Annotated in this window: 23 protein-coding genes and 2 tRNA genes; 11 read left to right on the top strand and 14 right to left on the bottom strand. The window is 61.2% G+C overall.

All coding sequences use genetic code 11. The annotated features are described in order from the left end of the window. The first annotated feature begins 239 nt into the window (after window positions 1-239). Complete coding sequence (locus tag SYN65AY6A5_RS00380; RefSeq protein ID WP_011431074.1) at window positions 240-1,199, top strand: NAD(+) kinase; 960 nt, start codon at window positions 240-242, stop codon at window positions 1,197-1,199. A gap of 186 nt (window positions 1,200-1,385) precedes the next feature. On the opposite strand, the gene SYN65AY6A5_RS00375 is transcribed toward SYN65AY6A5_RS00380, so the two are convergent. Then, a complete protein-coding gene (locus tag SYN65AY6A5_RS00375) occupies window positions 1,386-2,594 on the bottom strand; it encodes a DUF58 domain-containing protein (protein WP_099812889.1) in 1,209 nt (402 codons plus the stop codon). Between the two features lie 95 nt (window positions 2,595-2,689). Further along, complete coding sequence (locus SYN65AY6A5_RS00370; RefSeq protein WP_011431076.1) at window positions 2,690-3,850, bottom strand: DegT/DnrJ/EryC1/StrS family aminotransferase; 1,161 nt, start codon at window positions 3,848-3,850, stop codon at window positions 2,690-2,692. A 499-nt stretch (window positions 3,851-4,349) separates the two neighbouring features. Here SYN65AY6A5_RS00370 and SYN65AY6A5_RS00365 point away from each other — a divergent pair, with 499 nt between their 5' ends. Next, window positions 4,350-5,363, top strand: a complete 1,014-nt coding sequence (locus SYN65AY6A5_RS00365; RefSeq protein ID WP_049749781.1) for a glycosyltransferase family 9 protein — start codon at window positions 4,350-4,352, stop codon at window positions 5,361-5,363. Window positions 5,364-5,594: 231 nt separating this feature from the next. Here SYN65AY6A5_RS00365 and SYN65AY6A5_RS00360 read toward each other — a convergent pair. From SYN65AY6A5_RS00360 to SYN65AY6A5_RS00340, 5 genes are all read right to left on the bottom strand, one after another. Further along, window positions 5,595-5,675, bottom strand: a tRNA-Leu gene (locus tag SYN65AY6A5_RS00360). Window positions 5,676-5,749: 74 nt separating this feature from the next. Then, window positions 5,750-6,724 (bottom strand): M23 family metallopeptidase, encoded by a 975-nt coding sequence (locus SYN65AY6A5_RS00355; protein ID WP_099812888.1) that lies wholly within the window; start codon window positions 6,722-6,724, stop codon window positions 5,750-5,752. A 21-nt stretch (window positions 6,725-6,745) separates the two neighbouring features. Further along, complete coding sequence (locus SYN65AY6A5_RS00350; RefSeq protein WP_099812887.1) at window positions 6,746-7,567, bottom strand: biotin--[acetyl-CoA-carboxylase] ligase; 822 nt, start codon at window positions 7,565-7,567, stop codon at window positions 6,746-6,748. Between the two features lie 18 nt (window positions 7,568-7,585). Continuing rightward, entirely contained in the window at window positions 7,586-8,227 is a 642-nt protein-coding gene (locus tag SYN65AY6A5_RS00345) for a DUF3318 domain-containing protein (RefSeq protein ID WP_099883689.1), read from the bottom strand. Next, complete coding sequence (locus tag SYN65AY6A5_RS00340; protein WP_099883687.1) at window positions 8,224-8,955, bottom strand: pyridoxine 5'-phosphate synthase; 732 nt, start codon at window positions 8,953-8,955, stop codon at window positions 8,224-8,226. Before SYN65AY6A5_RS00340 ends, SYN65AY6A5_RS00345 begins: the two co-directional genes overlap by 4 nt. A gap of 168 nt (window positions 8,956-9,123) precedes the next feature. Here SYN65AY6A5_RS00340 and SYN65AY6A5_RS00335 point away from each other — a divergent pair, with 168 nt between their 5' ends. Then, complete coding sequence (locus SYN65AY6A5_RS00335) at window positions 9,124-10,191, top strand: general secretion pathway protein (protein ID WP_011431082.1); 1,068 nt, start codon at window positions 9,124-9,126, stop codon at window positions 10,189-10,191. 129 nt (window positions 10,192-10,320) lie between these two features. Here SYN65AY6A5_RS00335 and SYN65AY6A5_RS00330 read toward each other — a convergent pair whose 3' ends face one another. Further along, window positions 10,321-10,635 carry a hypothetical protein gene (locus SYN65AY6A5_RS00330; protein WP_011431083.1) on the bottom strand — a complete coding sequence of 105 codons (315 nt, stop codon included), beginning with the start codon at window positions 10,633-10,635 and terminating at the stop codon, window positions 10,321-10,323. A 160-nt stretch (window positions 10,636-10,795) separates the two neighbouring features. Between SYN65AY6A5_RS00330 and lepB the strand changes: the two genes are divergently transcribed. Next, window positions 10,796-11,482, top strand: a complete 687-nt coding sequence (lepB, locus tag SYN65AY6A5_RS00325) for a signal peptidase I (protein ID WP_011431084.1) — start codon at window positions 10,796-10,798, stop codon at window positions 11,480-11,482. A gap of 15 nt (window positions 11,483-11,497) precedes the next feature. Here lepB and sds read toward each other — a convergent pair whose 3' ends face one another. Beyond that, window positions 11,498-12,469 carry a solanesyl diphosphate synthase gene (sds, locus tag SYN65AY6A5_RS00320; RefSeq protein ID WP_011431085.1) on the bottom strand — a complete coding sequence of 324 codons (972 nt, stop codon included), beginning with the start codon at window positions 12,467-12,469 and terminating at the stop codon, window positions 11,498-11,500. A gap of 89 nt (window positions 12,470-12,558) precedes the next feature. On the opposite strand from sds, the gene SYN65AY6A5_RS00315 reads away from it, so the two are divergent. Beyond that, on the top strand, window positions 12,559-12,978 hold the full coding sequence (locus tag SYN65AY6A5_RS00315) for a metal-sensing transcriptional repressor (RefSeq protein WP_228375284.1): 420 nt from the start codon (window positions 12,559-12,561) through the stop codon (window positions 12,976-12,978). 51 nt (window positions 12,979-13,029) lie between these two features. On the opposite strand, the gene SYN65AY6A5_RS00310 is transcribed toward SYN65AY6A5_RS00315, so the two are convergent. Then, complete coding sequence (locus SYN65AY6A5_RS00310; RefSeq protein ID WP_099812886.1) at window positions 13,030-13,467, bottom strand: TerB family tellurite resistance protein; 438 nt, start codon at window positions 13,465-13,467, stop codon at window positions 13,030-13,032. 238 nt (window positions 13,468-13,705) lie between these two features. Here SYN65AY6A5_RS00310 and rpsP point away from each other — a divergent pair, with 238 nt between their 5' ends. The 5 genes from rpsP (at window position 13,706) to cysQ (ending at window position 17,201) form a co-directional block, all read left to right on the top strand. Continuing rightward, complete coding sequence (gene rpsP, locus SYN65AY6A5_RS00305; protein ID WP_011431088.1) at window positions 13,706-14,173, top strand: 30S ribosomal protein S16; 468 nt, start codon at window positions 13,706-13,708, stop codon at window positions 14,171-14,173. A gap of 63 nt (window positions 14,174-14,236) precedes the next feature. Then, window positions 14,237-14,497, top strand: a complete 261-nt coding sequence (locus tag SYN65AY6A5_RS00300; protein WP_011431089.1) for a KH domain-containing protein — start codon at window positions 14,237-14,239, stop codon at window positions 14,495-14,497. Continuing rightward, window positions 14,494-15,597, top strand: coding sequence for an ArsA family ATPase (locus tag SYN65AY6A5_RS00295; protein WP_011431090.1), 1,104 nt, complete (start codon window positions 14,494-14,496; stop codon window positions 15,595-15,597). The genes SYN65AY6A5_RS00300 and SYN65AY6A5_RS00295 overlap by 4 nt, the downstream gene beginning before the upstream one ends. Before the next feature lie 27 nt (window positions 15,598-15,624). Beyond that, the gene (gene hisF / locus SYN65AY6A5_RS00290) at window positions 15,625-16,386 is read left to right on the top strand and encodes an imidazole glycerol phosphate synthase subunit HisF (protein WP_011431091.1); all 762 of its coding nucleotides are present in this window, start codon (window positions 15,625-15,627) and stop codon (window positions 16,384-16,386) included. A gap of 17 nt (window positions 16,387-16,403) precedes the next feature. Beyond that, the gene (gene cysQ / locus SYN65AY6A5_RS00285; protein WP_011431092.1) at window positions 16,404-17,201 is read left to right on the top strand and encodes a 3'(2'),5'-bisphosphate nucleotidase CysQ; all 798 of its coding nucleotides are present in this window, start codon (window positions 16,404-16,406) and stop codon (window positions 17,199-17,201) included. An 11-nt stretch (window positions 17,202-17,212) separates the two neighbouring features. On the opposite strand, the gene SYN65AY6A5_RS00280 is transcribed toward cysQ, so the two are convergent. The 4 genes from SYN65AY6A5_RS00280 to SYN65AY6A5_RS00265 all read right to left on the bottom strand — a co-directional run bounded on the left by SYN65AY6A5_RS00280 (window position 17,213) and on the right by SYN65AY6A5_RS00265 (window position 20,466). Further along, window positions 17,213-17,677, bottom strand: coding sequence for a pentapeptide repeat-containing protein (locus SYN65AY6A5_RS00280; RefSeq protein ID WP_011431093.1), 465 nt, complete (start codon window positions 17,675-17,677; stop codon window positions 17,213-17,215). Window positions 17,678-17,845: 168 nt separating this feature from the next. Next, a complete protein-coding gene (locus SYN65AY6A5_RS00275) occupies window positions 17,846-18,619 on the bottom strand; it encodes a PspA/IM30 family protein (protein WP_011431094.1) in 774 nt (257 codons plus the stop codon). 284 nt (window positions 18,620-18,903) lie between these two features. After that, window positions 18,904-18,975 (bottom strand) — tRNA-Val (locus SYN65AY6A5_RS00270). A gap of 294 nt (window positions 18,976-19,269) precedes the next feature. Continuing rightward, window positions 19,270-20,466 (bottom strand): metallophosphoesterase, encoded by a 1,197-nt coding sequence (locus SYN65AY6A5_RS00265; RefSeq protein WP_011431096.1) that lies wholly within the window; start codon window positions 20,464-20,466, stop codon window positions 19,270-19,272. 244 nt (window positions 20,467-20,710) lie between these two features. Here SYN65AY6A5_RS00265 and SYN65AY6A5_RS00260 point away from each other — a divergent pair, with 244 nt between their 5' ends. Beyond that, a complete protein-coding gene (locus SYN65AY6A5_RS00260; protein WP_011431097.1) occupies window positions 20,711-21,139 on the top strand; it encodes a Fur family transcriptional regulator in 429 nt (142 codons plus the stop codon). The last annotated feature ends 37 nt before the right edge of the window (window positions 21,140-21,176 follow it).

Genomic DNA, 21,176 nt, shown 5'->3' with positions numbered 1-21,176 from the left:
CAGCCCCTCTCCCAAAGGGAGAGGGGAGTTAGGGATAGCGCTTTGCGCCGCCAGCGCGTGCGCGACAGCGTTGCGACAAGCCGTTTTTTATTACCATTTGGAATGACTATTTAGAGATTTTTTTAAGGATCTCCAGTAAATGTGAAAAAAGCGCAAGGGAATGCTGGGGGAAATTCAGCCTTCTGGGCAACCTTCAGCCCAAAGGGGGATGATCGGAAGGGATCCCTGCGCGAGGGCTTATGGACTTGGGCTTGGTGGTGATTGCCTACAAAGAGGGGGATCGGGAGAGCAAGGCCGCCTGTCAACTGTGTGCGGAGCAGTTGCGCCGGCGCGGCGTTACGGTGCTAACAGCCCCCACCGGCTTGCACCACAACCCCTACCCGGTCTTCCTGGAGGCCACTTCCGATCCCATCGACCTAGCTGTGGTACTGGGGGGAGATGGGTCGGTGTTGGCGGCGGCCCGCCACCTGGCCCCCCATGGGATCCCCATTTTGCCCATTCAGTCGGGGGGCAGGCTGGGGTTTTTGGCCCAGTCAGAGCGGGTGCTGCACCAGGATCCCTGGGATCGCATCCAGGCCGGAGACTTCGTCCTGCAAGCCCGGATGATGTTGCAGGCCCAGATTTGGGAGCAAGTGCAACTGGGGCAGGGGGCTATTCCTGGCGAGGGCAAGCGGCAGGGCCGCCCGGTCAGTGACGTGTACTACGCCCTCAACGAAATGTGCCTCAAGCCCATCAACCGGGAACGCCTGCCCGCCGCCATCCTGGAAATCGAAGTCAATGGCGAGATTTTGGATCAGTACCACGGGGATGGTGTGCTGGTGGCTACACCGACGGGATCCACCTCCTACACCCTGGCAGCCAACGGCCCCATTCTGGAGCCCAGCTTTGAGGCCATCATCATCACCCCCATCTGTCCCCTCAGCTTGTCCAGCCGTCCCATCGTCATCGGCGGCACGGCTACGGTGGAGATCTGGCCCCTTGCCGATCCGGAAGGGCTGACCCGCCTCTGGAGCGATGGCGTCTTGGCCCAATCGGTCAACCCCGGCCAGTGGGTACAAATTCAACGGGCTCACCTGCCGGCCAAGCTGCTGATCCTAGAAAAAGACCTCTCCTACTTCCGCACCCTGCGAGAAAAACTGCAGTGGGCCGGCAGCCGCATCTACATCCCCACCACCAACCACCGCCCGGAAGGGGGATAAAGGGATCCTAAAGTTGGGGAGCTAGAGTAGCGGAGTTTGACTCCCCTGGAATCCTCTCCCATGAGCCTCAGACTTTACCTACTCAGACACTTTTCCAGCAGTTCAACCTAAAGCTTTAAAGAGATCCGCGACTCAAGCTTTCCAAACGCTCCCCGACGGATTCCGCTATCAAAATGAGTCTGAGGTTCACTCAATTGGGATAAATTGCAGCAGGGATCCCGTGTGGATGAGATGGGCCGGGGCAGATTTTCCATCCTGGCCGGGATGGGCCAGCAGCACACAGCGATCTTGGGGGGTGAGGTTAAACCCGACAGAGGGATCAGGCTCTCTTTTCAGTTGAGAATTGAGTTGCGGATCCCCGACAAACGTCAGTTGAGCCAAGAGGGCCAATAGGCAATCTAGATGGGCCAAATCCGTTCCGAAAGGAGTCCGCTCCTGCAAGGTGGCCAACGCCACCGGGTGGCCTTCCCGGATGAGATAGGTGAGGATCCCGGCACAGCGCTCTACGGCCCGCTCCAGCTTGTTGCGATGCGCTTCAGGGCCTTCTCCCCGCGGCTGCCAGCGGTTTTCAAAACAGAGGACAATGGCCTGGGAACGGGGACGCTCCAGCTCGCGCACGACCAGTTGATCCCGTTTGGCCGAGATCTTCCAGTGCACCGAGCGCACATCATCTTGGGGACGATAAGGCCGCAAGCTGAGATAGTCCCCCTCCTGGCCCGGCTGAGGGCGCAACCGGCTGCCGCCGCTGAACTGATCCGGCAGCAGCAAACCCTGCACAGGGGCAGGCCGAGGAAACACGATCACCGTCTGCGCATCCTCAATTTCCACTGCCTTGCGGAAGAGTTCAAAGGGAAAGCTGGTGGCAATTTCAAAGCCCTGCAGCCGCCACGCCCCTCGCCGTGAAAAAGTGTGCTGATAGAAGGTATCTAGCTTGGCGCCGGGATCCAAGCGCAAAACGTAGCTGGAAGGCCAATCGGCCCGCCTGAGCCCCTCAATGCGCTCGCTGACCTGTAGGGAAAAACTGGGCAGGCGCCGTTTGCGGTTGACCAGCGTCAGCCCCACCAAGACCGGCTGGCCGGCAAAAATGCGGCTGGGCAACTGCCGGCTCACCTCCAGATCTTTGAGGGTAAGCTCGGAGAGCATGCCGCTGAGGAGAATGAGGCTGAGCAGCATCCCCAGCACCAAGTAAAGGGGATTGTTGCCGGTGTTGAAGGCGGCAATGCTTACCAAGAGGGTGATCCCAACAAACCGCCCCCCGATGCGGGTAAAGCGGAAGCGGCGCAGAAAACGAACCCGCTGCCTTGAGGACAACTGGGGAGGGCGGATCCCCAACTTCCGCGGCCACTGCAACGATTGCAGGAGTTGAAGTGCCGTTTGGCTAAGTTTCAATAACATTTGCCTGCCTCCTCTGCAGCCCTGTACCGCTAATTCTTGCTCCCCAACCCTCCGCGCAAGAATACCCGTATCTTGCAGCGTAAAGGGATCAGGCACTAGGAGCAGGTTTGTTCGGTGAGGATTTGGGCAATGGCCGCAGCCACCCGCTCCTGTTGTTGGAGAGTCAACTCAGGAAAACAGGGCAAGGACAACACTTGAGCAGCACAGAGCTCAGCATTGGGCAGATCCCCAGGTTTGTACCCCAACTTTTTGCGGTACACCGGCTGCAGATGCAGCGGGATGGGGTAGTAAACGCGGCTGGCAATGCCCCGCTCCTGCAACTGCTTTTGCAACCGGTCCCGCCGCCGCGAGTCCGTCGAGTCGGAACCAGGCACCCGCACCGTGTACTGGTGCCACACCGAGTTGCCCCCCACCGCCACCTGGGGCAGGATCAGCCCAGGGATCCCCTGCAACAGGCGGTGATAGGACTCGGCAATCCCCTGCCGCCGCCAGTTCCACTCCCGCAGGTGGGTCAACTTAACCGACAGGATCACGGCTTGCAGCGCGTCGAGGCGGCTGTTGAGGCCGATGTGCTCGTGCTGGTATTGGCGAGTCTGGCCGTGTTCTTTAAGAATGCGAACCTTGCGGGCCAATTGTGGATCCCGGGTCACCACCGCCCCACCATCCCCTGCTGCCCCCAAGTTTTTGGTGGGAAAAAAGCTGAAGCAGCCGATATCTCCCCAGGTTCCCACCGGCCTGCCCCCCCAACAGGCCCCCACCGCCTGGGCGCAATCTTCTATCACGGCCAACCCATGTCGCCGCGCGATGGCCAGAATCTCGGTCATGTTGGCCGCCTGGCCGAACAGATGCACCGGGATCACCGCCTTGGTGCGGGGGGAAATGCTCTTTTCCAGAAGCTGGGGATCCAGGTTAAAAGTGCAGGGATCCACATCCACAAACACCGGCCGTGCCCCCACCAAGTCGATAGCCTCGGCGGAGGCAAAAAAGCTAAAGGCAGTGGTGATCACCTCGTCACCTGCTTGGATCCCAAGGGCGCGCAAGGCCAGCACTAAAGCATCGGTGCCGGAATTGCAGCCAACAGCCTCCAGGTCCCCGCCGCCAAGAAACCGAGAGAATAGCTCCTCAAAACGCCGCACCGCCTCTCCCCCGATGTACTGGCCTGAGGCCAGCAACGCCTCCACCTCGGGCAGAAGGGTTTCAGCCAGAGCGCGGTATTGCAAGGTCAAGTCCAGCAGCGGAATAGGCTCATCCGTCACGGTGCTGCCTTTTGGGAAGGTAGCGGCCACAGCCGATTATCGAGGATGAGAGCTTTCGACACTCCCACCAACTAAAGAAAGCTGGAGAATTCTTACCCAGTCCGTTGCTGGACTCGTAAAGGCGTTGTCAAGCCGCCTCTAGACAGCTCTCACGGCCCTGTCCCGCTAGCGCAAGCAAGGACATAATGCCAAGGCTCTGCTTGGTTTGTCTTGCTTAGCTGCCGGCTAGGTTTTTCACGAAGGTAGGTCAGTATGTACAGTGTAGCAGAGAGAGAAATCAGCGATTAAAATCGCCTATGCCTCTTCCCTGAGGCGGAAAAGCTGATTTTCGGCGTCCACAACGCTCTGGCCCCAAGTGATTCTTCCCTTATCTTCGCTACAAGTGGACTGCTGGGATCCCAGCCCACTCCGAATCTATCCCAATCTGAGATAGAGTAAACGCGGTACGTCCCTGGCCAGGGATTCCCTAGGTCGGCTACAGCTATCGACAGGATGTTCTATGCAGGTTGCTTCTCAAGCAGTTCTCGGCAAAGCCCCTTTGGCCCCCCGAATTCTAGCTTTGGTGCCGGGAGGGATTGGCGACCAAATTCTTTTTTTTCCCACCCTGGCAAGTTTGCGGCAGCGCTTTCCAGAAGCGGAGCTAGAGGTGTTGGTGGAGCCGCGGGCGGCAGCTGCCTACGAGGTTTGTCCCTCGGTGAATCGGGTGCTAACCTTTCCGTTTAAAGAGCAGCTCTCGTTGGGAGATATCAGCGATCTGCTGGGGCGAATCCGGGAACGGCAGTACGATGCGGTGCTGAGCCTGGGCAGAAGCTTAGGGGTCAAGCTGCTGCTTTGGCTAACTGGGATCCCGAAGCGGGTTGGCTATGCTCCACCAGGGCCTGGGCGACCTTGGCTGACCGACCCGGTGCCCCTGAAGCCGGCCCAATATGCAGCGAGCATGTATCACGACCTGCTGCAGGGGTTTGGCATCACTGCGACGGCAGGCCTGCCTCAGGTTCGCCTAAAGAAGACAGACCTGGAGTGGGCCGAGCAGGAACGCAAGCGCCTGCTGGGGGATGCTGCCCAAGATTACGTGCTGTTACATCCCGGCGCCAGCCAACTGTCCCAGGAGAAGGGAATTCAGAAAATCTACCCCCCCGCCAGCTGGGTCAAGGTCATCAAGGGCTTCCGGGAAAAGCGGCCGGAGCTGCCGCTGGTGCTGCTGCTGGGGCCAGAAGATGAGCAGCTGGCGGAGGGCTTTCTGTCGCAACTGCCGGATCTGCCGGTGAGCCGCCCTCCCCACCTGGGCCAACTGGCGGCCTTGATTGCTGGCTCCACCCTGCTGTTGTGTACCGACAGCGCCCCCATGCACCTAGCAGTAGCCACCCAAACTCCCCTGGTGGCTGTGTTTGGCCCCACTGAGCCGGAGCGGCTGCTGCCTTCCGAAGGGCCGTTCCGCGCCGTTAAGGCTGCCAACGGGGTGATCGACTCGATTGCTCCTGAGCAAATCCTGCAAGTGATCTTCCCCGGCTAGCGGCAGAAGACTTTCCCCAAGACCAGCCCAAAAGGTTATGGGATCCTGCAGCCACTTCGGACAAGTTTGAAACCATTCCCTCACCCCAACTCCTCTCCCAGGACACTGCGCTCCTCGCCCCAGGGAGAGCTTGTCCCGCTATACCGGCTGTCCCAGCCTGGAAAGGGAGTAGCACAGTTTTCTCCTTCTCCCTCTAGGAAAAAGGCCGGGAATGAGGAGCTTGTTTGGCCATGCGGACGAAGGGACTTGAACCCTTACGCCTTGCGGCACTAGATCCTAAGTCTAGCGCGTCTGCCATTCCGCCACGTCCGCAAAAGCTGGCCCCGTAGGCCGGTTGTCAGCCGACTCGGATCCCGCTCAATTATGCTAACCCAAGCCGGCTCTGGCTAACCCGGCAACTGGGCAACGGCGACCTTCAGCTCCTCTGTGGCGTCCAAAACCACCCAGCCTTGCCCCCCTGCCCGCTTCCACAGCTCAAAGTGCAGGTGTGGCCCGGTTACCGCCCCGGTTGCCCCCACATAGCCGATCACGGATCCCTGTTCCACCACTTCCCCGGCTCTTACCGCGACTTCGGACATGTGGCCGTAGCGGGTGCGCCGACTGCCGCCATGGTCCAGCACAACCGTAATTCCCAGGCCTCCCAAGGATCCCGCGCTCACCACCTTGCCGCTCAACGCAGCCAGGATTGGCGTGCCCAGGCTGGCCCCCAGATCCACGCCGGCATGGAACTCTGGCTGGCCGCGGATGGGGTGAATTCGCATGCCAAACCCAGAGGTAATCGGCACGGGGTGGGGCAAAGGATAGAGCAACTGTTCTTCACCTGTCGCCAATTCGGGCAATGCCGGCGCTGGCGGCTTAGGCGTTTGGGGTTGGCTGGGATCCTCAATACGAATCTCTTCGCCTGGCATGAGGATGATGCGGCGACCGGAGCTGCGCTCCATCAGCACCACCGGCACCCCACTTTCCGGCTGAGCATCGACGGCCAAGTTCTGGGTTGCTGGCGGCTCCATAATAATTTCCCGCCCCACCACCGTCTCTGCGCGGGTTTCTGCCTCCAGGGTTGGAGAGCTGCCAGGTTTGGACGCCAAGCCTGGAGACTCTGGGCTGCCCGCCGGCAGGGGAATGGCACCATCCAACAGCAGGGCTTCTGCTCCAGGGGTGTCCAGAGCCGGGCCTATTGAGGGAGGAGGGGGCAGAGGATGGAGTTGCGTCTGCGCCAGCAGAGCGGTGGAAGAGAAGCAGAGCAGCAGGCCCAGTCCCAACCCTAAGCCCAGGCCCAGCCGCCGCAGCAGCCGCGCCCTTCTCGCCAACCGGCTGCCTGGCCGGGAGAGAAGACGCAGCCAAAAAGACTTTGCCGACATGCGCAAGGGATCCAACACGGGTCACTCAGGAGGAAACGAAGGGCCACTGGCAAGAGACGCTTGATAGCTCAGGCGCACCTGGTCGGGAGAAAGGACGAGGATCTGTCCTCCTGGAGTTTGTACCCGCAGCCTGCCATCCTCGGCAAGGCCCAAAACCGTAGCCGACGCCTCACCAGGGAGCCATTGGACTTGCGGCTTCACCGTCCAGGCTTCGTACCTGGAGCGCACAGGGGCAAACCCCTCCTGCAGCCAGATCTGAAACCCGCGCTCCATCCCCTGCAAAACCCAGGCGGCAACTGCGGTGCTGTCCTGCCGGGATCCCAGAATTTCTGCCAAGGCAATCCCGCCAGCGGGCACGGGATTGTTGACATTGACCCCAACGCCGGCCACCAGCCCCAGCAGTTGCCCTCTCTCCCCAAAGCGGCTCTGCACCAAGAGGCCACCCAGCTTGCGCAGAGAACCCGGACACTGCTCATCCACCACCACCAGGTCGTTGGGCCATTTCAGCCGCAGCGGGATCCCCAGTTTCTGTCGTAGGCTATCCACAACACCCCAGGCCAGCGTCAGGGTCAACTCCAGCAGCGAATGCCGCAGAGGCGGGGATCCCAGCCAGACCGACAGATACAGCCCCCCCGGCTCCGAGTGCCACACCCGCCCGTGCTGGCCCTGTCCTGCCCGTTGGCGGGTGCTGACCAAAACCGTGCCCGGCGGCAGGGGCTGAGGAAACTGGCGCCCCCACTGCAAAAGCAGCCGGTTGGTGGAGTCGGTTGTCACCACCTGCAAGAGGTGGTGGCCCCATGCCCCCTGGCCCACCAGGGATCCCAGCCGCGAGGGGGAGAGCATGGCTAAGTCCCCCCAGCCCTAGCTCAACACGATATCTTCTGCCGGGCGTTGGGCCAACCGCTTCAGATTTTGATAGCGCAACATGTCCAGCAGGTCGTTGCCGGAGCGCCCCTCCAGACGGGCCTCCACGTGCAGCGCCTGCCCCAGCGCCTCCACCGCCTGCAGCCGTGGGATCCCGCGCAACACCAGGCGATCCACGGCGTAGGCATCGGCAGCCAGAAGACGGCGGTCGTTGGTCTGGTCGCGGCGCAACTGCCAAAGCGCCAAGCCGCTCAACCCTCCCGAAACCGTCGCCCCCACCGGGTCTTGCTGCACGACCTCGAAGATCAGGCTCAGCCCTCCCAGAGCCGCTATGGCCAGGTAAAAGTCGATCTGCCGCGAGGCTGCCCGGCTGTAGTAGCCCACCTTGTGGAGAAACAGCCCTGCCCGCTGCAGGGGAGTGAACTGTCGCCACTCGTAGGGTTTGATGAACAGCCGCATCTGCCGTTCCCAGGGCATCTGTCGGCGGCCCTTGATCACCACCGTCTGCCGCTCCGAGGCCGGCAAGATCTTCACGCTCTCCCGCATGCTGGCCGGCAGCAGATCCAGCAGGCGGTCAATCTCAGCCTGCTCGAGAACGTAATCGTAGCCGTTGTCGTAGCCGTAGTACTCCGAGTTCATGCCGGGCCCACTCCTAACCCCATTGCCTGACGCATCTCTCGCACCGCTCGCTCCAACCCCACCAGCACTGCCCGACTGATGATGCTGTGGCCAATGTTCAGCTCCTCTATGCCCGGGATCCGCGCCACCGGGCCCACATTCCAGTAGGTGAGGCCGTGCCCAGCATTGACCCGCAGCCCCAGTTGAATGGCCTGTTGGCTAGCCTTCTGCAGCTGGGCCAGCTCCGCCTCCCGTTGGGCTTCCGAGGAGGCCTCCGCATACCGCCCGGTGTGCAGCTCCACCCAGCGCGCCCCCACCTGAGCAGCAGCGGCAATCTGGATGGGATCGGGATCGACAAACAAGCTGACGGGAATGCCGGATCCCTGCAGTTGGCTTACCACCTCGCTAAGACGCGACACCTGCCCGGCCACATCCAGACCGCCCTCGGTGGTGACCTCTTCTCGCCGCTCGGGCACTAGGGTGACATAATCGGGCTTGATCTCCAGGGCGATGGCCACCATCTCGTCGGTGGCGGCCATCTCCAAGTTGAGGTGGGTGCGCACCGTCTGGCGCAGTAGCCGCACATCCCGCTCCTGGATATGGCGGCGATCCTCGCGCAAATGCACCGTGATCCCATCTGCCCCTGCCAACTCGGCGATCACCGCCGCGGCCACCGGATCCGGCTCTACGGTGCGGCGAGCCTGGCGCAGGGTGGCGACGTGGTCGATGTTAACTCCCAGACTTAACAAGGCTCAACTTCTTTCACTGTAGCTGGTGATGAATGCTCCTAGTATTACATTATTCATTACTTGTGCCGGTCAGACGAGTCAGGGTATTGCGGGGCGCAGAGCTAAGGGGCACAGGCTTTATGATCGAGAACGACACCTCGCCCCTCCGGGATCCACTGCGGGCTTGCCATGACCAATCCAGATACCTCTTTGGCGGTGGGACAACACTCCATTGTTGACCGGGCGCGGGTGCCGGTCCTGATTGCCCAATACCTGCCGGTAGAAATCTGCATCTACTACCAGGTTGTGCCCCTCGCTCTGGACACCGACAGCTTGATCTTGGGCATGGTGGATCCCCAGGATTTGGCGGCGTTGGACTACGTGAGCAAGATGCTCGCCTATTCCCAGATCTCCGTTGAGCCGATCCCGATTACTTTTGAGCAGCAGCAGGATTTAATTGCCTACTACTTCAGCCATCCGCCGAGCCCGGCAGAGGTGGAGCAGCTACGCCTCCAGGCCCAAGCCAGCCGCGTCACCCGGGAAGTTCCTGCTCCCGTGGCCGAGCCGCCCAGCCGACTGACCCCCACCCAGCCGCTGCCGGCACGGCCAACTGCTCCGCCCCTTCCTGTTGACGAATCGGAAGAGACGGCGCAGCAGTTGCTGAACTCGATGCTGCGGCGAGCTTTGGAGGAGAAAGCGGAGCAAATTTTTGTTGAACCCCAGGAGGGGTTGGTGTGTCGGGTGCGCTACCGCCAGCAGGGGATTTTGCGGGATCTATTTAAGGATCTCTCGGAGTCGATACGGGCAAAGTTGATCGCCGCCATGAAGCGGATGATGGCCCTGGATGCAGGGCTGATCGGGGAGCCCCAGCAGGCGGAAGCAGAGCGGATGTATCGGGGGGAGCCGCTGGTGCTGCAATTGCGCATCATTCCCCAGCGCTCCAAGAGTGGCCAGGTTTCCTCCTCCAGGGAAGGCGCCATCCTCAGCATTCTGCGAGGGGAGACCCTCCACAAGTATCAGCAAGGCCAAAACCGCCTCCGCGTCTCCGAGACTGTGGCTTTGGCCCAGCAGGCCCATCAACTGCTGCAACAACTGCAAGCTGCCCTCAGCACCACAATCGAGAAGCTGAAGCAATACCCCACCCCCCCCGGCAGCGACTGGCCCCTGATGACAGAAATGCTGGCGGCCATTCAGGCCCAAGCCCAGATGATCGCCATCCGCCAGCAGGACTGGGAAAAACTCAATTCCGGCAGTTGATCTCCTATGGGCATTTGGATACAGGCCGGGCCACTGCTCTCCTGCCCCAATCCCTGCCCGTAGGAATCCAGAAGCCTCTCCTCCTCGCTCCAGGCGTCCCATTCCCACGACAACCTGAGCGGCTTCTTCCTAGCGGGATCCCTCCCGCAACAGCACCAAAATCACCCCGGCAATAATGCTGATGGTGGCCCCGGCAATCAGGCTGGTGGCCAGACGTTCCAGCCGTTCCCCAATGGTTTGGGCGGTGTCGAACTTAAAAGTGAGCTTTTCGACGTCACCCGAGAGCTTCTCGACCCGCTCCGAGAGCTTTTGGGTATCTCCTGAGAGCCGATCGATCCGATCCAGAATCTCCCCTTGTTGTTGGGTGAGGCGAGCTATTGCTTGGCTGTTGGTTTCAACCAGCCGCTCGACCCGCTCTAGGCGCTCTTCTGTCGAAATCGTCATGGGGCTTGGAAGTCACGAGCAGGGTATCTCCGCCTATCGATCCTAGGCTACTCCCGGCCTTTTGTCTCTCTAGCGTCGGCTTGACCGGACAGCCTCTGCTCCTACTGCCTCGGTTGAGTGCGATAATCTGGAGATCGTGCAGTCTTGTGCGCTAGCCGCCATGTCGTCAAAAGATCCGACGTCTTTGCCCCAGCCCAAGCTGCCGCCAGGAGAAACCTCCGCTGGCTCCAGATCCCGCGCTTGGTGGCAGGCTCAGCGGGAGAACTTGCTGACAGTGGTGCTGGCGCTGCTGTTGGCCTTCGGCATTCGCACCTTTGTGGCGGAAGCACGTTGGATCCCCTCCGATTCGATGCTGCCCACCCTAGAAGAAGGAGATCGGCTGGTGGTGGAAAAGATCAGCTACCGCTTCAGCTCCCCCAGACGGGGCGACATCATCGTCTTCTACCCGCCTGCCAAGCTGAACTTCGACGGTGCCTACATCAAGCGGGTGATCGGCCTGCCGGGGGATCGCATCCGCATTGCCGATGGCAAGGTGATCGTCAACGGCATCCCGCTCCAGGAGGACTATATCTACGCTCCCCCCAATTACTCCTGTCCGGGCGAGCGCTGCCCCGGCGTGCCCAACCAGGGATCCGAATTTCTCGTCCCCCCCGGCTCCTATTTTGTGATGGGGGACAACCGCAACGACAGCCAAGACTCCCATGTGTGGGGATTTTTGCCGGAAGAGAACATCATCGGCAACACCATCTTCCGCTTTTGGCCCCCCAATCGCCTGCACTTTTTCACCCCGCCAGAGTATCCGGAGCTCTCTTCTGAAGGGGCGCAGGCCTCGGGGAGTCGAACCTAAACCTGGGAAAACCTCTCAGCGGGCCCGCTCCAGCACATAGTCCACCATCTGAAACAAAGCTCGGCGGGCTACCGAATCGGGGAGAACTTCCAACGCCTCAGCAGCCCGACGGGCATAGTCTCGCGCCAACTCGCGGGAGCGCGGGATCCCATTGCTCTGGTAAACCCACTCCAGGGCCTGCTGGAGATCCTGGGGTTCGGCCAGCTCTCGGAGGATCAGCTCTCGCATCTGGGGAAACTCCTCCAGGGCGAACAAAACCGGTGCCGTCAAGTTGCCCTGGATGAGGTCAGATCCCACCGGCTTACCGAGCATCTCTGCCGAAGCGGTGAAATCCAGCAGGTCGTCCACGATTTGGAAGGCAATGCCCAGGTCGCGGCCAAAGTCGAAGAGGCGATCGGCCACCTCAGGACTGACCCCGCTCAGCAGCCCGGCGGCCTTAGAACTGCCGGATATGAGGGAGGCGGTTTTGTAGAAGCTCTTGGCCAGGTACTCTTCCAAGGACACATCCGGGTCGAAGCGGGTGAGGCTCTGGCGCACCTCGCCCTCCGGCAGATCCATGATCACCTTGGACAGGAGCTTCACCACTTCCAGATTGTCCAGGTTAGCCAAATACCAGGCAGCTTGGCCGAAGAGGTAGTCCCCCGCCAGCACCGCTACGCGGTTGTCGAAAAGGGTATTTACTGTGTCGATGCCCCGCCGCACATCGGCAGTGTCGATGACATCGTCGTGCACCAAGCTGGCCGTGTGGATCATCTCGGTAATTTCCGCCAGGCGCCAATGCTGCGGGGTAATCTCCCCATCCGGCGTAGTAGCCCGCGCAATCAACAGCACAATCGCCGGTCGGATCCCTTTCCCCCCCGCCGAAAACAGATGTTCGGCAGCCATGGCCAGAATTGGGTGTTTGGCGCTAACCAGCCGCGACAGGTTCTGGCGTAAACGCTCCAGATCCGCTTCTACAGGGCCAAAGGGGGAGAGCACAGAGGTCATGGAGCCAAAGTATGAGAGGTTTTACAAAATTTCATATCTCCCCTTATTGTAGAGCACCCCAACGTTCTCGGGGAAAAGCGAGCGGTATCATGCAAACAGTCCTCTGCTTTTTTATGTCGGATCCCGTTCCCCCAGTGCCAACCGGCTCTGTCCCCCCCCTCCCTGCAGAACCCGATTGGGAGGAGGAGTGGGAGCTTGCACTGGAGCGGCCACCTCTATCGGGGCGAGCCCAGCCTCACCACCATGACCCGCAGTCGCGGCGCAAGCTGATCCATCGTCTGGCTCGCATCGAGGGGCATGTGCGCGGGATCCGCTCCATGATCGAGCAGGATCAGCCCTGTCCGGATGTGCTGCTGCAGATTGCCGCTGTCAAGGGGGCACTGGATCGGGTGGCGCGCCTTATTCTTGACGATCACATCCGTCACTGCATCCGCCACGCCATCGAAAGTGGCAACATCGAGGTGGAACTGGAAGAGCTGCAGCGGGCCCTGGATCGCTACATCAGCTAGTGGATACAAGCCTTTCCCATGGGGGTGGGCTGGGCTTTGCTCAAGCCAAGGCTAGCTGTTGCCGTCGGCAGCGTAGCGCTCCAGCAGAGCGGCGCTTTTCAGTTGCCATTGCAGGCCCATGAAGGCCCAGTCCAAGAACTCGTTGATCTCTTCCTGGCTGAACTGCATGGCTTTGCCGATCTCGAAAATCAGGGCCTCTTCTTTTTCCGCCAGCTCGTTGTTGACCACCGCCATCGCCGCCAAATCTCTCAGGATCAAGGCTCCGGCTGCATTGTGTAGAGGAGGGATCCGGCTGAGGTCTAGGGTTGCGCCTGTCTCGTCGGCCAGATAGCTTTGGGCCACCTGTTTTTCGACGCCCATCCCTTCTGCAATTTGCAGGAAAAAGTTGCTCTCCTCTTCGTCCAACTGGCCGTCCACGCAGGCCACCGCGATCAAGGCTTTGAGGTAGAGCTGGCGCTGCTCATCTGTCAAGTCGGCGTAGTTGACCATAGGGGTTGCTGCTGAGCTTGGGTTTCCTCTTCAACTTTGCCACGAAGATGCCACCTGGTGTCGATTCGACCCTTTTTCAGCCGAGGAAAAATCGATTACAATAGAGGGCCTGTGTCATAGCTAGCCGCCAAGACTTCCGCTGGGATGTGGGAAGGGGCGGCAACTTGGCTTGCTTCATCTTTTTTTCTCTTGGTAACCCTTTACAGCTTGCGGAGCACCCCCGAGGAGCAGACACCCCATGGTTAAATTGCGGCTCAAGCGCTACGGAAAAAGACGGCAACCCACTTATCGCATCGTCGCCATCGAAAGTAAGGCCCGCCGCGAGGGTCGTCCGCTGGAGGAGTTGGGCTACTACAACCCGCGCACCAAGGAGACGGTTCTGGAGACGGCAGGCCTGCTCAAGTGGTTGCGTTGTGGCGCTCAGCCTACAGATACGGTGGACAGCCTCCTCAGGAAGGCCGGCATCTACGAGATGCTCAAAGCCGGCGAGGGCGGAGTGGTTGCCGCGATTCGCATCCCGGCTATCGCCAAGCCGGAGGCTGGGATCCCTGATCCGGCGCCGTCCACAGAGGAGCCTGCCGCTGTTTGCGAGGCCTCTGCCGAGATGGCAGGGCAACCGGGGGAAGTCGAGCCGGCTGGGGCGGCAGCGGAACCGAACTCCCAGGAGCCGGAGCCTGAGGAGGAAAAGCCTCAGGTTGAGGCCTAGGGTCGGCTACGCTTTCGGTTAAGCTTGGCTCGGCAGTTGTTCTTCCCTGTCGTCTAGCTCCCCATGCCGGATTACGAGGCCCTTGTCCATCTCCTGATCGAGCCGTTGCTCAGCGGTGGCCCGCCGCAAATGGATGTGGAAACCACTTGTGGCGGGCGCAAGGTATGGCTGCGGCTGGCTTTTGACCCCAAGGATCGCGGGCGGGTGTTGGGGCGAGGCGGGCGCACCCTGCAGGCCATTCGGCAGGTAATGATGGCGGCAGCTCAGTTGGCGGGGCAATCGCTGTACATCGACATCTACGGAGAGTCTGGAGAGCGGGAATGAGCCAGATCCTTACCTTCTTGGGCAAAGGGGGCACAGGCCGGAGCACCCTGGCCGTGGCAGCGGCCCGGGCAGCAGCCCAGCAGGGGCGGCGGGTGCTGTTGGTGGGCCATCAGCCGGGGTCGGGGCTGGAGATGCTCTTGGGCGGGATCCCGCTTTCCGGCGAGCCGGTAACCATTGCCGCCAATTTAAGTGTGGTGCAGTTGCGCACAACTCAGCTCCTGGAGCAACACTGGACGGCGGCCAAGGAGCTGGAAGCCCAATACGTGCGCACTCCCTTTTTCCGGGAGATCTACGGCCAGGAGCTGGGGGTGTTGCCGGGGATGGATCAGGCCCTGGCTCTGGAAGCCCTGCGTCGCTACGATGCCAGCGGCCAGTACGACTGTATTCTCTACGATGGGCCGGGGGATCTGACCACCTTGCGGGCTTTTGGGATCCCGGAGGTGGCCAGTTGGTACTGGCGGCGGGCTTCTAAAGCTTTTTTGGGCTCCGACTTGGCCAAAACCCTGCGCCCTTTCGTCGAGCCCCTGCTGCGATCGGTCAGCACAGTGGAGTTCTCGTCTTTAGAGGATCTGTCGAATCGGCTGGGGGGGATGACCAACATTTTCGAGGAGGGACGCCAGGCCATCGCCGATCCTCGTCGCGTGTTGGCCCACCTGGTAACCACCCCGGATCCGATGGCCGTGCAGACTGCCCGCTACCTCTGGGGCAGCGCCCAGATGGTGGGGCTGACGGTGGGTGGCCTCTGGGTCATGCCGCTGGTTCCTGGGGAAGTGTCGGCTGCCGATTTTTCTCCGCTGCCTGTGCGCATCCTGCCGCGGCGCCAGGGATCCGATTGGTCGGCTTTGGAAGAGGCGGTAGGAGGGATTTTCGCGGTGCCGCAGGTGCCGCCGCCGGTGGCCATCGACGAGGGAGCCCGTACCGTCAAGCTGTTTATTCCCGGCTTCAGCAAGGCCCAGATCGAGCTGAGCCAGTCGGGGCCGGAACTGACCATCACCGCCGGGGATCAGCGGCGCAACTTGTTCTTGCCCCCCAGCTTGGCAGGCCGGCAGGTAACCGGGGCCAAGTTTCAGGAGCCTTTCTTAGTCATCACCTTTGGCTAGGCCATCGCGCCAGCGGAGGAGAAGGCGATGTTGGCCAAGCGGATCATTCCCTGCCTGGATGTGGCGGCGGGGCGGGTGGTCAAAGGGATCCGGTTTGTGCAGTTGCGCGATGCCGGGGATCCGGTGGAGCTGGCCCAGGCCTACGACCAGGCGGGAGCTGACGAGCTGGTTTTTCTAGACATCACCGCCACTCACGAAGAGCGGGAAATCTTGCTGGAGGTGGTGCGGCGCACGGCGGAGCAGGTGTTTATCCCCCTCACGGTGGGAGGTGGGATCCGCGATCTGGAAGGGATCCGGCAACTGTTGCGGGCCGGGGCCGACAAGGTGAGCCTCAATTCGGCGGCAGTCCGGGATCCGGATCTGGTCACCCAGGCCAGCCGTCGGTTTGGATCCCAGTGCATCGTGGTGGCCATCGACGCCCGTGCCAAACCTCAGGGTGGCGGTTGGGAAGTGTACGTGCGCGGGGGGAGGGAGCCGACGGGCCTGGACGCGGTGGAGTGGGCCAAAACCGTGGCCGAGCGGGGGGCGGGGGAGATCTTGTTGACCAGCATGGACGCCGACGGCACCCAAGCGGGCTACGACTTGGAGCTGACCCGCCGCGTGGCCGAGGCGGTGGCGGTGCCGGTGATCGCCTCAGGGGGGGCAGGGGAATGTGCCCACATCCGCCAGGCTCTGCAAGAGGGGGGAGCAGAAGCAGCCCTGTTGGCCTCGCTGCTCCACTACGGCCAGTTGACAATTGCCCAGATCAAAGCCGATTTGGCCGCCCACGGCATTCCGGTGCGTCGCTAAACCTGGAGAGTTTGCCCATGCAGGATCTGGCCGATCTCCTGCCCCATGTCAGCCGCCTTGCGGAAACAGCCGGGCAGGCCATTTTGGAGATCTATCGGCAAGATCAGATCCGGGTCAGGGACAAGGCCGACTCCTCCCCCCTCACCGAAGCCGATCTGGCCGCCCACCACTTGATCCTGCGGGGCCTGCAAGATCTGACCCCCGGCCTCCCCGTGCTCTCGGAAGAATCCGGCGGGATCCCGTATCCGGAGCGGCAACAGTGGCGGCAGTTCTGGCTGGTGGATCCCTTGGACGGCACGCGCGAGTTTATCGGGCGCAGCGGCCAGTTCACCGTGAACATCGCCCTCGTCGAGGCAGGGATCCCCATCTTAGGCGTCGTCCATGCCCCCGCTCTCGGCCTTACCTACAGGGCTGTGCAAAGGCTGGGGGCCTATAGAGGAGATCAGCCCATCCGGGCCCGCCCGCCCGCCCAGGCCCCTCTGCAAGTGGTGGCCAGCCGCTCCCACCGCGGCCCGGAGACGGAGCAATTTCTCGAGCGGCTGCGGCGGCGCTACGGTTCCCTCGAGGTGAAGTCGGTGGGCAGCGCCCTGAAACTCTGCCTTGTGGCCGAGGGATCCGCCCATCTCTACCCCCGCTTCGACCCAACCATGGAGTGGGATACTGCTGCTGCCCACTGCATCGTCGAGCAAGCCGGGGGAAGCGTCACCGATCTAAAAGGGGATCCCTTGCGCTACAACAAGCCTGATCTGCACAACCCGCCCTTTGTGGCGGCTGCCGCCGATGCAGCCCAACTGTGGCAGGAGCTGGTTCCCTAGAAAGCCTGGGATTACATGCCCATCTCGGTGGGGTTGAACCCCTCCGGAAACTTGGTGTACTCATCGTAGAGGGCGCCGCGAAAACGGGTGTTGGTGATGATGGCTCCCCGCAGATCGGCGCCAATTCGCAAATCGGCGCGGCTGAGATCGGCCTCGCTAAGGTCGGCCCTGAGCAACTTGGCCCGGTAGAGGTTGGCCCCCCGCAGATCGGCCTTGACCAGCTTGGCCCCAATGAGGTTCACCCGCCGCAGTTTGGCTCCGCGCAGGTCGGCCCCTGAGAGATCTGCGCCCGACAGATCCCCCTCGCGCAAATCCGCCCCACTTAAGTCGGCATCCCGCAGGACAATGCCCCTCAAGTTCGCGCCGCTCAACTGGGCTCCGCTCAGGTTGGTTCCAGAAAAATCCCGCCGGCCAGACGCATAAGCCTGCAACAGTTGCTTGGCGTCCAGCAGAGGTTTGATACTCGCTGTGGTCATCGCTGTTTGTTTCTCTCGCAAAAACGCAGAAGGCTACCCTAACCCCACCAGAGGCAGGCCAAGAGCTCTTCTGGGCTAGCTTACCACTCTGTGTCCCCCTGCTTAGCATACCCCAACGCCCCTGAGCCCAGAGGAGACACTCTCAAGAAGACGCTACCTCCCATTCGTTCAAAGCCGGTCGATTTCGCGGCGTAGATTTTCTAGCTCTACATCTACCTCGCTCTCGCTGGTGGCAGCAGATTGATCTCTCGGCAGAGCTTTCTGCTCTCCGGCGGGCAATTGGCCCCCCATCGCCGCTTTCAGCATCATCAGCTCGTGATCGATGTCCGAGCCACCTGCTTCCAAAGCGGCAAACTGTCGCTCCAAGTTGTCCACCGCCAGCTCGGCCACGGCCGCCGACTGAGCTTCCAGGGCGTTTACCTTCTCTTCCATACGCTCGAAAGCCGCGAAGGCACTGGTGGCGTCCACCCGTCCGATAACCTGGTTAATTTGTTGGGAAGCTTTGGCCGCCCGAGCCCGCGCGATGAGCATATCCTTTTTGGTCTTGGCCTCGGCGATCTTGCTCTCCAGCTTGGTCATGTTGGCCTTCAAGACTTCCACCTGTTTGGTCTGCTCATCCAACTGCCGCTTCAGGCTCTGGGCGGTTTCGGCAAAGGTTTTCTTGCGCACCAGCGCTTCGCGGGCCAGGGCCTCGTTGTTGTTGCGCAGGGCCAACTCGGCGCGCCTTTGCCACTCGTCGACGTTCTGCTGCGCCTGCTCGTACTGCCGCTCGATCCGCTTCTGGGCAGCAATGGCCTGGGCAACTGCCTGCCGCATTTGGTAGTGATCCTCAGACATGTCCTGAATGGTTTGGTTCAGGATTTTCTCCGGATCTTCGGCACTGCTGATCAGCGCGTTGAGGTTGGCTCTGATGATCCGGCTGACCCGATCGAACAATCCCATCGGTCGTTTCCCCCTCTCGCAGTTTGACCTAATGCTACCCTTGCCACGCCGGCGCCTTCCAGGGCTCCTACTCCAGTATAGGGATCCCTGGCCGGGATCCGAAGAAATTGGCCGTAACCCCAGACCAACGCTCCAGCCCTCCAAAACAGCCGCTGCAGAGAGGAGCCCGTCCCCCCCTGGATTTTCGCAGGTTGCATGGAATTGTCGGGATCCCTGAAAGCCGAGAGGGTTTGCCGGACAAGGCCTTTTCGAACTTTGGCAGAGTCTTTGGGATCCTCTGACAATGGGCTGTGCTGGAATCGAACCAGCGGCTCCCACCGTGTCAAGGTGGTACTCTACCTCTGAGTTAACAGCCCTCGCTGAAGATGCGGCTGCGCATCTGCCCAAGGGTTGGAAATTGATGATATCACATCTGCAAGCCACTTCGAGGCCCACTCCTTGCCGCTCGGGGCTGCCAAGACGACGACTTCTATGGCCTTGTCCATCCCCTCCTACACTTGTGCCTGGCCCAGCGCAGGCGGGGATCCCATCTGCACAAGCGGCACTTCTCCCAGGTGTCGATACAGGACATTGTGCAGCAGCGCCATCTCTACCATCCGCAGAGGAGCTATCAGTCTTTTGCCGAGATGCAACGCTCCTGAGCTTAAGAGTCAGTCGTCGCGGCACAGGGATCCAATACGAGCTTGGCAGGTGGCGATTTCTTCGGGGGTGAGGTTATCCCAGTTAACATCGCGGCGCAGCACCAGGCCGTTGTGGCCGGTGATGAAGCGGGGCAGTTCGGCTTGGTCGATCACGCTCAGATCCCGCATGTGGTAGGTGGTGTAGTAGGTAACCTCCGGAGCGTCGAAGTCCACATCGATGAGGGTAAGGGTCTTGCGGGGGGGCAGGGGGCTATTCAGGAGGGGGCGGGGGCCGGAGCCGAGGATGCCGCAATGGAGCAGTTGCAGTTGCCCCTTGTGGCCGGGGTAGTAGCCGTGGTGGTGGCCGCTGATGTAAGTGTGGACGCGATATTTCTCCAGCAGGGCCCGTTTGGCGTCTGCCTCCAGCAGCACCTCTCCCGGATCGTCGCGTCCGACGGTAATCGCATAGAGAGGTAGGTGACCGATGACGATGCGCAACTTGGCCTTCTGGGCTCGTTCGCTGGCCAGCGCCGCTTCTGCCCAGGCCATCTGTTCCGGCGGGATGTAGTTGCAGGTGGCATCCCAAACTAAGTAAAACACCCCGTCTTTTTCGAAGGTGTAATAAAAGGGAAAGTCGCCTCGATCCACAAAATTCAAACCGGGATCGTGGGCCGGGTCGTTCCAAAACTCGCGGGCCAGATCCCGTTCTTTTTGGAAGAGAAAGCCCCCGCGCGTGCTGCGGGCACAGGACGCATCGTGGTTGCCCAGCGTGAAGCCGTAGGGCAGTTTGGCAGCACGAAGCGGGCCGGCCACATGCCGGTCAAAGGCTGCCCACATGGCGCGGATGCGCTCCTCCGACAGGCGGGGATCTTGGCCAGCCACCATGTCCCCTCCCCCCAAGACGATATCCGGCTGGAAATAGGGGATGAGGCGGATGGCCCGATCCACCTCCGGGTCGTAGTCCACCGAGCCGTAGATGCCATTCAGGTCGCTGATCACCATCAGGCGCAGATCGCGGCGGGCTGGGATGTAAAGGCCCCGGGGAGCTTCCGGATGGGGGACAACTGTGGGCGTAGGCCGAGGGGTAGGAGGCGGGGAAGCAGGGGATCCCATCTCTGCGGATAGAGGCACAGAAGCAGGGCGCTGCCGACTGGCCCAATAGGCCCCCACCAATCCACTGCTGCCGGCCAATCCCAACAGGCCTAAGATCATTTGGCGCCGCCGCATCCCGCTTCTCCTCAACACCCCAGCGATATTCGTAGATAGGCGATATCGTATTGTAAATAACTGAAGAAAATAACTGATAATTGACGCGCTCCCGTTGGCGCCCTTTCCTCCGCACACTGCCTGGACAGGTCGATGCCCGACGGAGATCTGGAGATCAGCCTTTGGAAACTTCGATTTAGGAATGTTAAACTAGTGTGAATGAGTAACCAGCTATCTCAGACTCGGTATGACTTGAGGTTTGCCCATGCCTCGCCCTGTGGATTCTTTGGAAGCTGCTTTGGAGCGATGCCGGGAGTGCAATCTGCGCCTCAGCCGGCAGCGTCGCTATATTTTGGAACTGCTGTGGCAATGCGGCGAGCACCTTTCTGCCAGAGAGATCTACGACCGCCTCAATCGGCAGGGCAAGCCCATTGGCCACACATCCGTCTATCAAAATCTGGAGGCTCTGGCCAGCCACAACATCATCGAGTGCCTAGATCGCGCCGATGGGCGCCGCTACGGCAATCGTACCCATCCTCACAGCCATGTCAACTGCCTGGATAGCAACCGCATCCTGGACGTAGATGTGGAGCTGCCGCCGGAGCTGCTGGCCCAGGTAGAGCAGAAGACAGGCACTCGCATCCAGAGCTACCGCATTGAGTTCTATGGGGTGGAAAATCCCGGGGAAAGCTGAGCTGGCCAGCCAGTAGATTCTCGGGGCGGGATCCCGA

The organism is Synechococcus sp. 65AY6A5, assembly GCF_002760415.1.
In the GTDB taxonomy this organism is placed as follows: domain Bacteria; phylum Cyanobacteriota; class Cyanobacteriia; order Thermostichales; family Thermostichaceae; genus Thermostichus.
Note: the sequence above shows the minus strand (reverse complement) of the source record. Positions and strands in the feature narration are given on the sequence as shown.

Bases quoted from the DNA above. Each gene is read 5' to 3' on its own strand.
- SYN65AY6A5_RS00380 (WP_011431074.1), top strand. From the start codon at position 240: ATGGACTTGGGCTTGGTGGTGATTGCCTACAAAGAGGGGGATCGGGAG.
- SYN65AY6A5_RS00375 (WP_099812889.1), bottom strand. From the start codon at position 2,594: ATGTTATTGAAACTTAGCCAAACGGCACTTCAACTCCTGCAATCGTTG.
- SYN65AY6A5_RS00365 (WP_049749781.1), top strand. From the start codon at position 4,350: ATGCAGGTTGCTTCTCAAGCAGTTCTCGGCAAAGCCCCTTTGGCCCCC.
- SYN65AY6A5_RS00355 (WP_099812888.1), bottom strand. From the start codon at position 6,724: ATGTCGGCAAAGTCTTTTTGGCTGCGTCTTCTCTCCCGGCCAGGCAGC.
- SYN65AY6A5_RS00350 (WP_099812887.1), bottom strand. From the start codon at position 7,567: ATGCTCTCCCCCTCGCGGCTGGGATCCCTGGTGGGCCAGGGGGCATGG.
- SYN65AY6A5_RS00345 (WP_099883689.1), bottom strand. From the start codon at position 8,227: ATGAACTCGGAGTACTACGGCTACGACAACGGCTACGATTACGTTCTC.
- SYN65AY6A5_RS00335 (WP_011431082.1), top strand. From the start codon at position 9,124: ATGACCAATCCAGATACCTCTTTGGCGGTGGGACAACACTCCATTGTT.
- SYN65AY6A5_RS00330 (WP_011431083.1), bottom strand. From the start codon at position 10,635: ATGACGATTTCGACAGAAGAGCGCCTAGAGCGGGTCGAGCGGCTGGTT.
- lepB (WP_011431084.1), top strand. From the start codon at position 10,796: ATGTCGTCAAAAGATCCGACGTCTTTGCCCCAGCCCAAGCTGCCGCCA.
- sds (WP_011431085.1), bottom strand. From the start codon at position 12,469: ATGACCTCTGTGCTCTCCCCCTTTGGCCCTGTAGAAGCGGATCTGGAG.
- SYN65AY6A5_RS00315 (WP_228375284.1), top strand. From the start codon at position 12,559: ATGCAAACAGTCCTCTGCTTTTTTATGTCGGATCCCGTTCCCCCAGTG.
- SYN65AY6A5_RS00310 (WP_099812886.1), bottom strand. From the start codon at position 13,467: ATGGTCAACTACGCCGACTTGACAGATGAGCAGCGCCAGCTCTACCTC.
- rpsP (WP_011431088.1), top strand. From the start codon at position 13,706: ATGGTTAAATTGCGGCTCAAGCGCTACGGAAAAAGACGGCAACCCACT.
- SYN65AY6A5_RS00300 (WP_011431089.1), top strand. From the start codon at position 14,237: ATGCCGGATTACGAGGCCCTTGTCCATCTCCTGATCGAGCCGTTGCTC.
- SYN65AY6A5_RS00295 (WP_011431090.1), top strand. From the start codon at position 14,494: ATGAGCCAGATCCTTACCTTCTTGGGCAAAGGGGGCACAGGCCGGAGC.
- hisF (WP_011431091.1), top strand. From the start codon at position 15,625: ATGTTGGCCAAGCGGATCATTCCCTGCCTGGATGTGGCGGCGGGGCGG.
- cysQ (WP_011431092.1), top strand. From the start codon at position 16,404: ATGCAGGATCTGGCCGATCTCCTGCCCCATGTCAGCCGCCTTGCGGAA.
- SYN65AY6A5_RS00280 (WP_011431093.1), bottom strand. From the start codon at position 17,677: ATGACCACAGCGAGTATCAAACCTCTGCTGGACGCCAAGCAACTGTTG.
- SYN65AY6A5_RS00275 (WP_011431094.1), bottom strand. From the start codon at position 18,619: ATGGGATTGTTCGATCGGGTCAGCCGGATCATCAGAGCCAACCTCAAC.
- SYN65AY6A5_RS00265 (WP_011431096.1), bottom strand. From the start codon at position 20,466: ATGCGGCGGCGCCAAATGATCTTAGGCCTGTTGGGATTGGCCGGCAGC.
- SYN65AY6A5_RS00260 (WP_011431097.1), top strand. From the start codon at position 20,711: ATGCCTCGCCCTGTGGATTCTTTGGAAGCTGCTTTGGAGCGATGCCGG.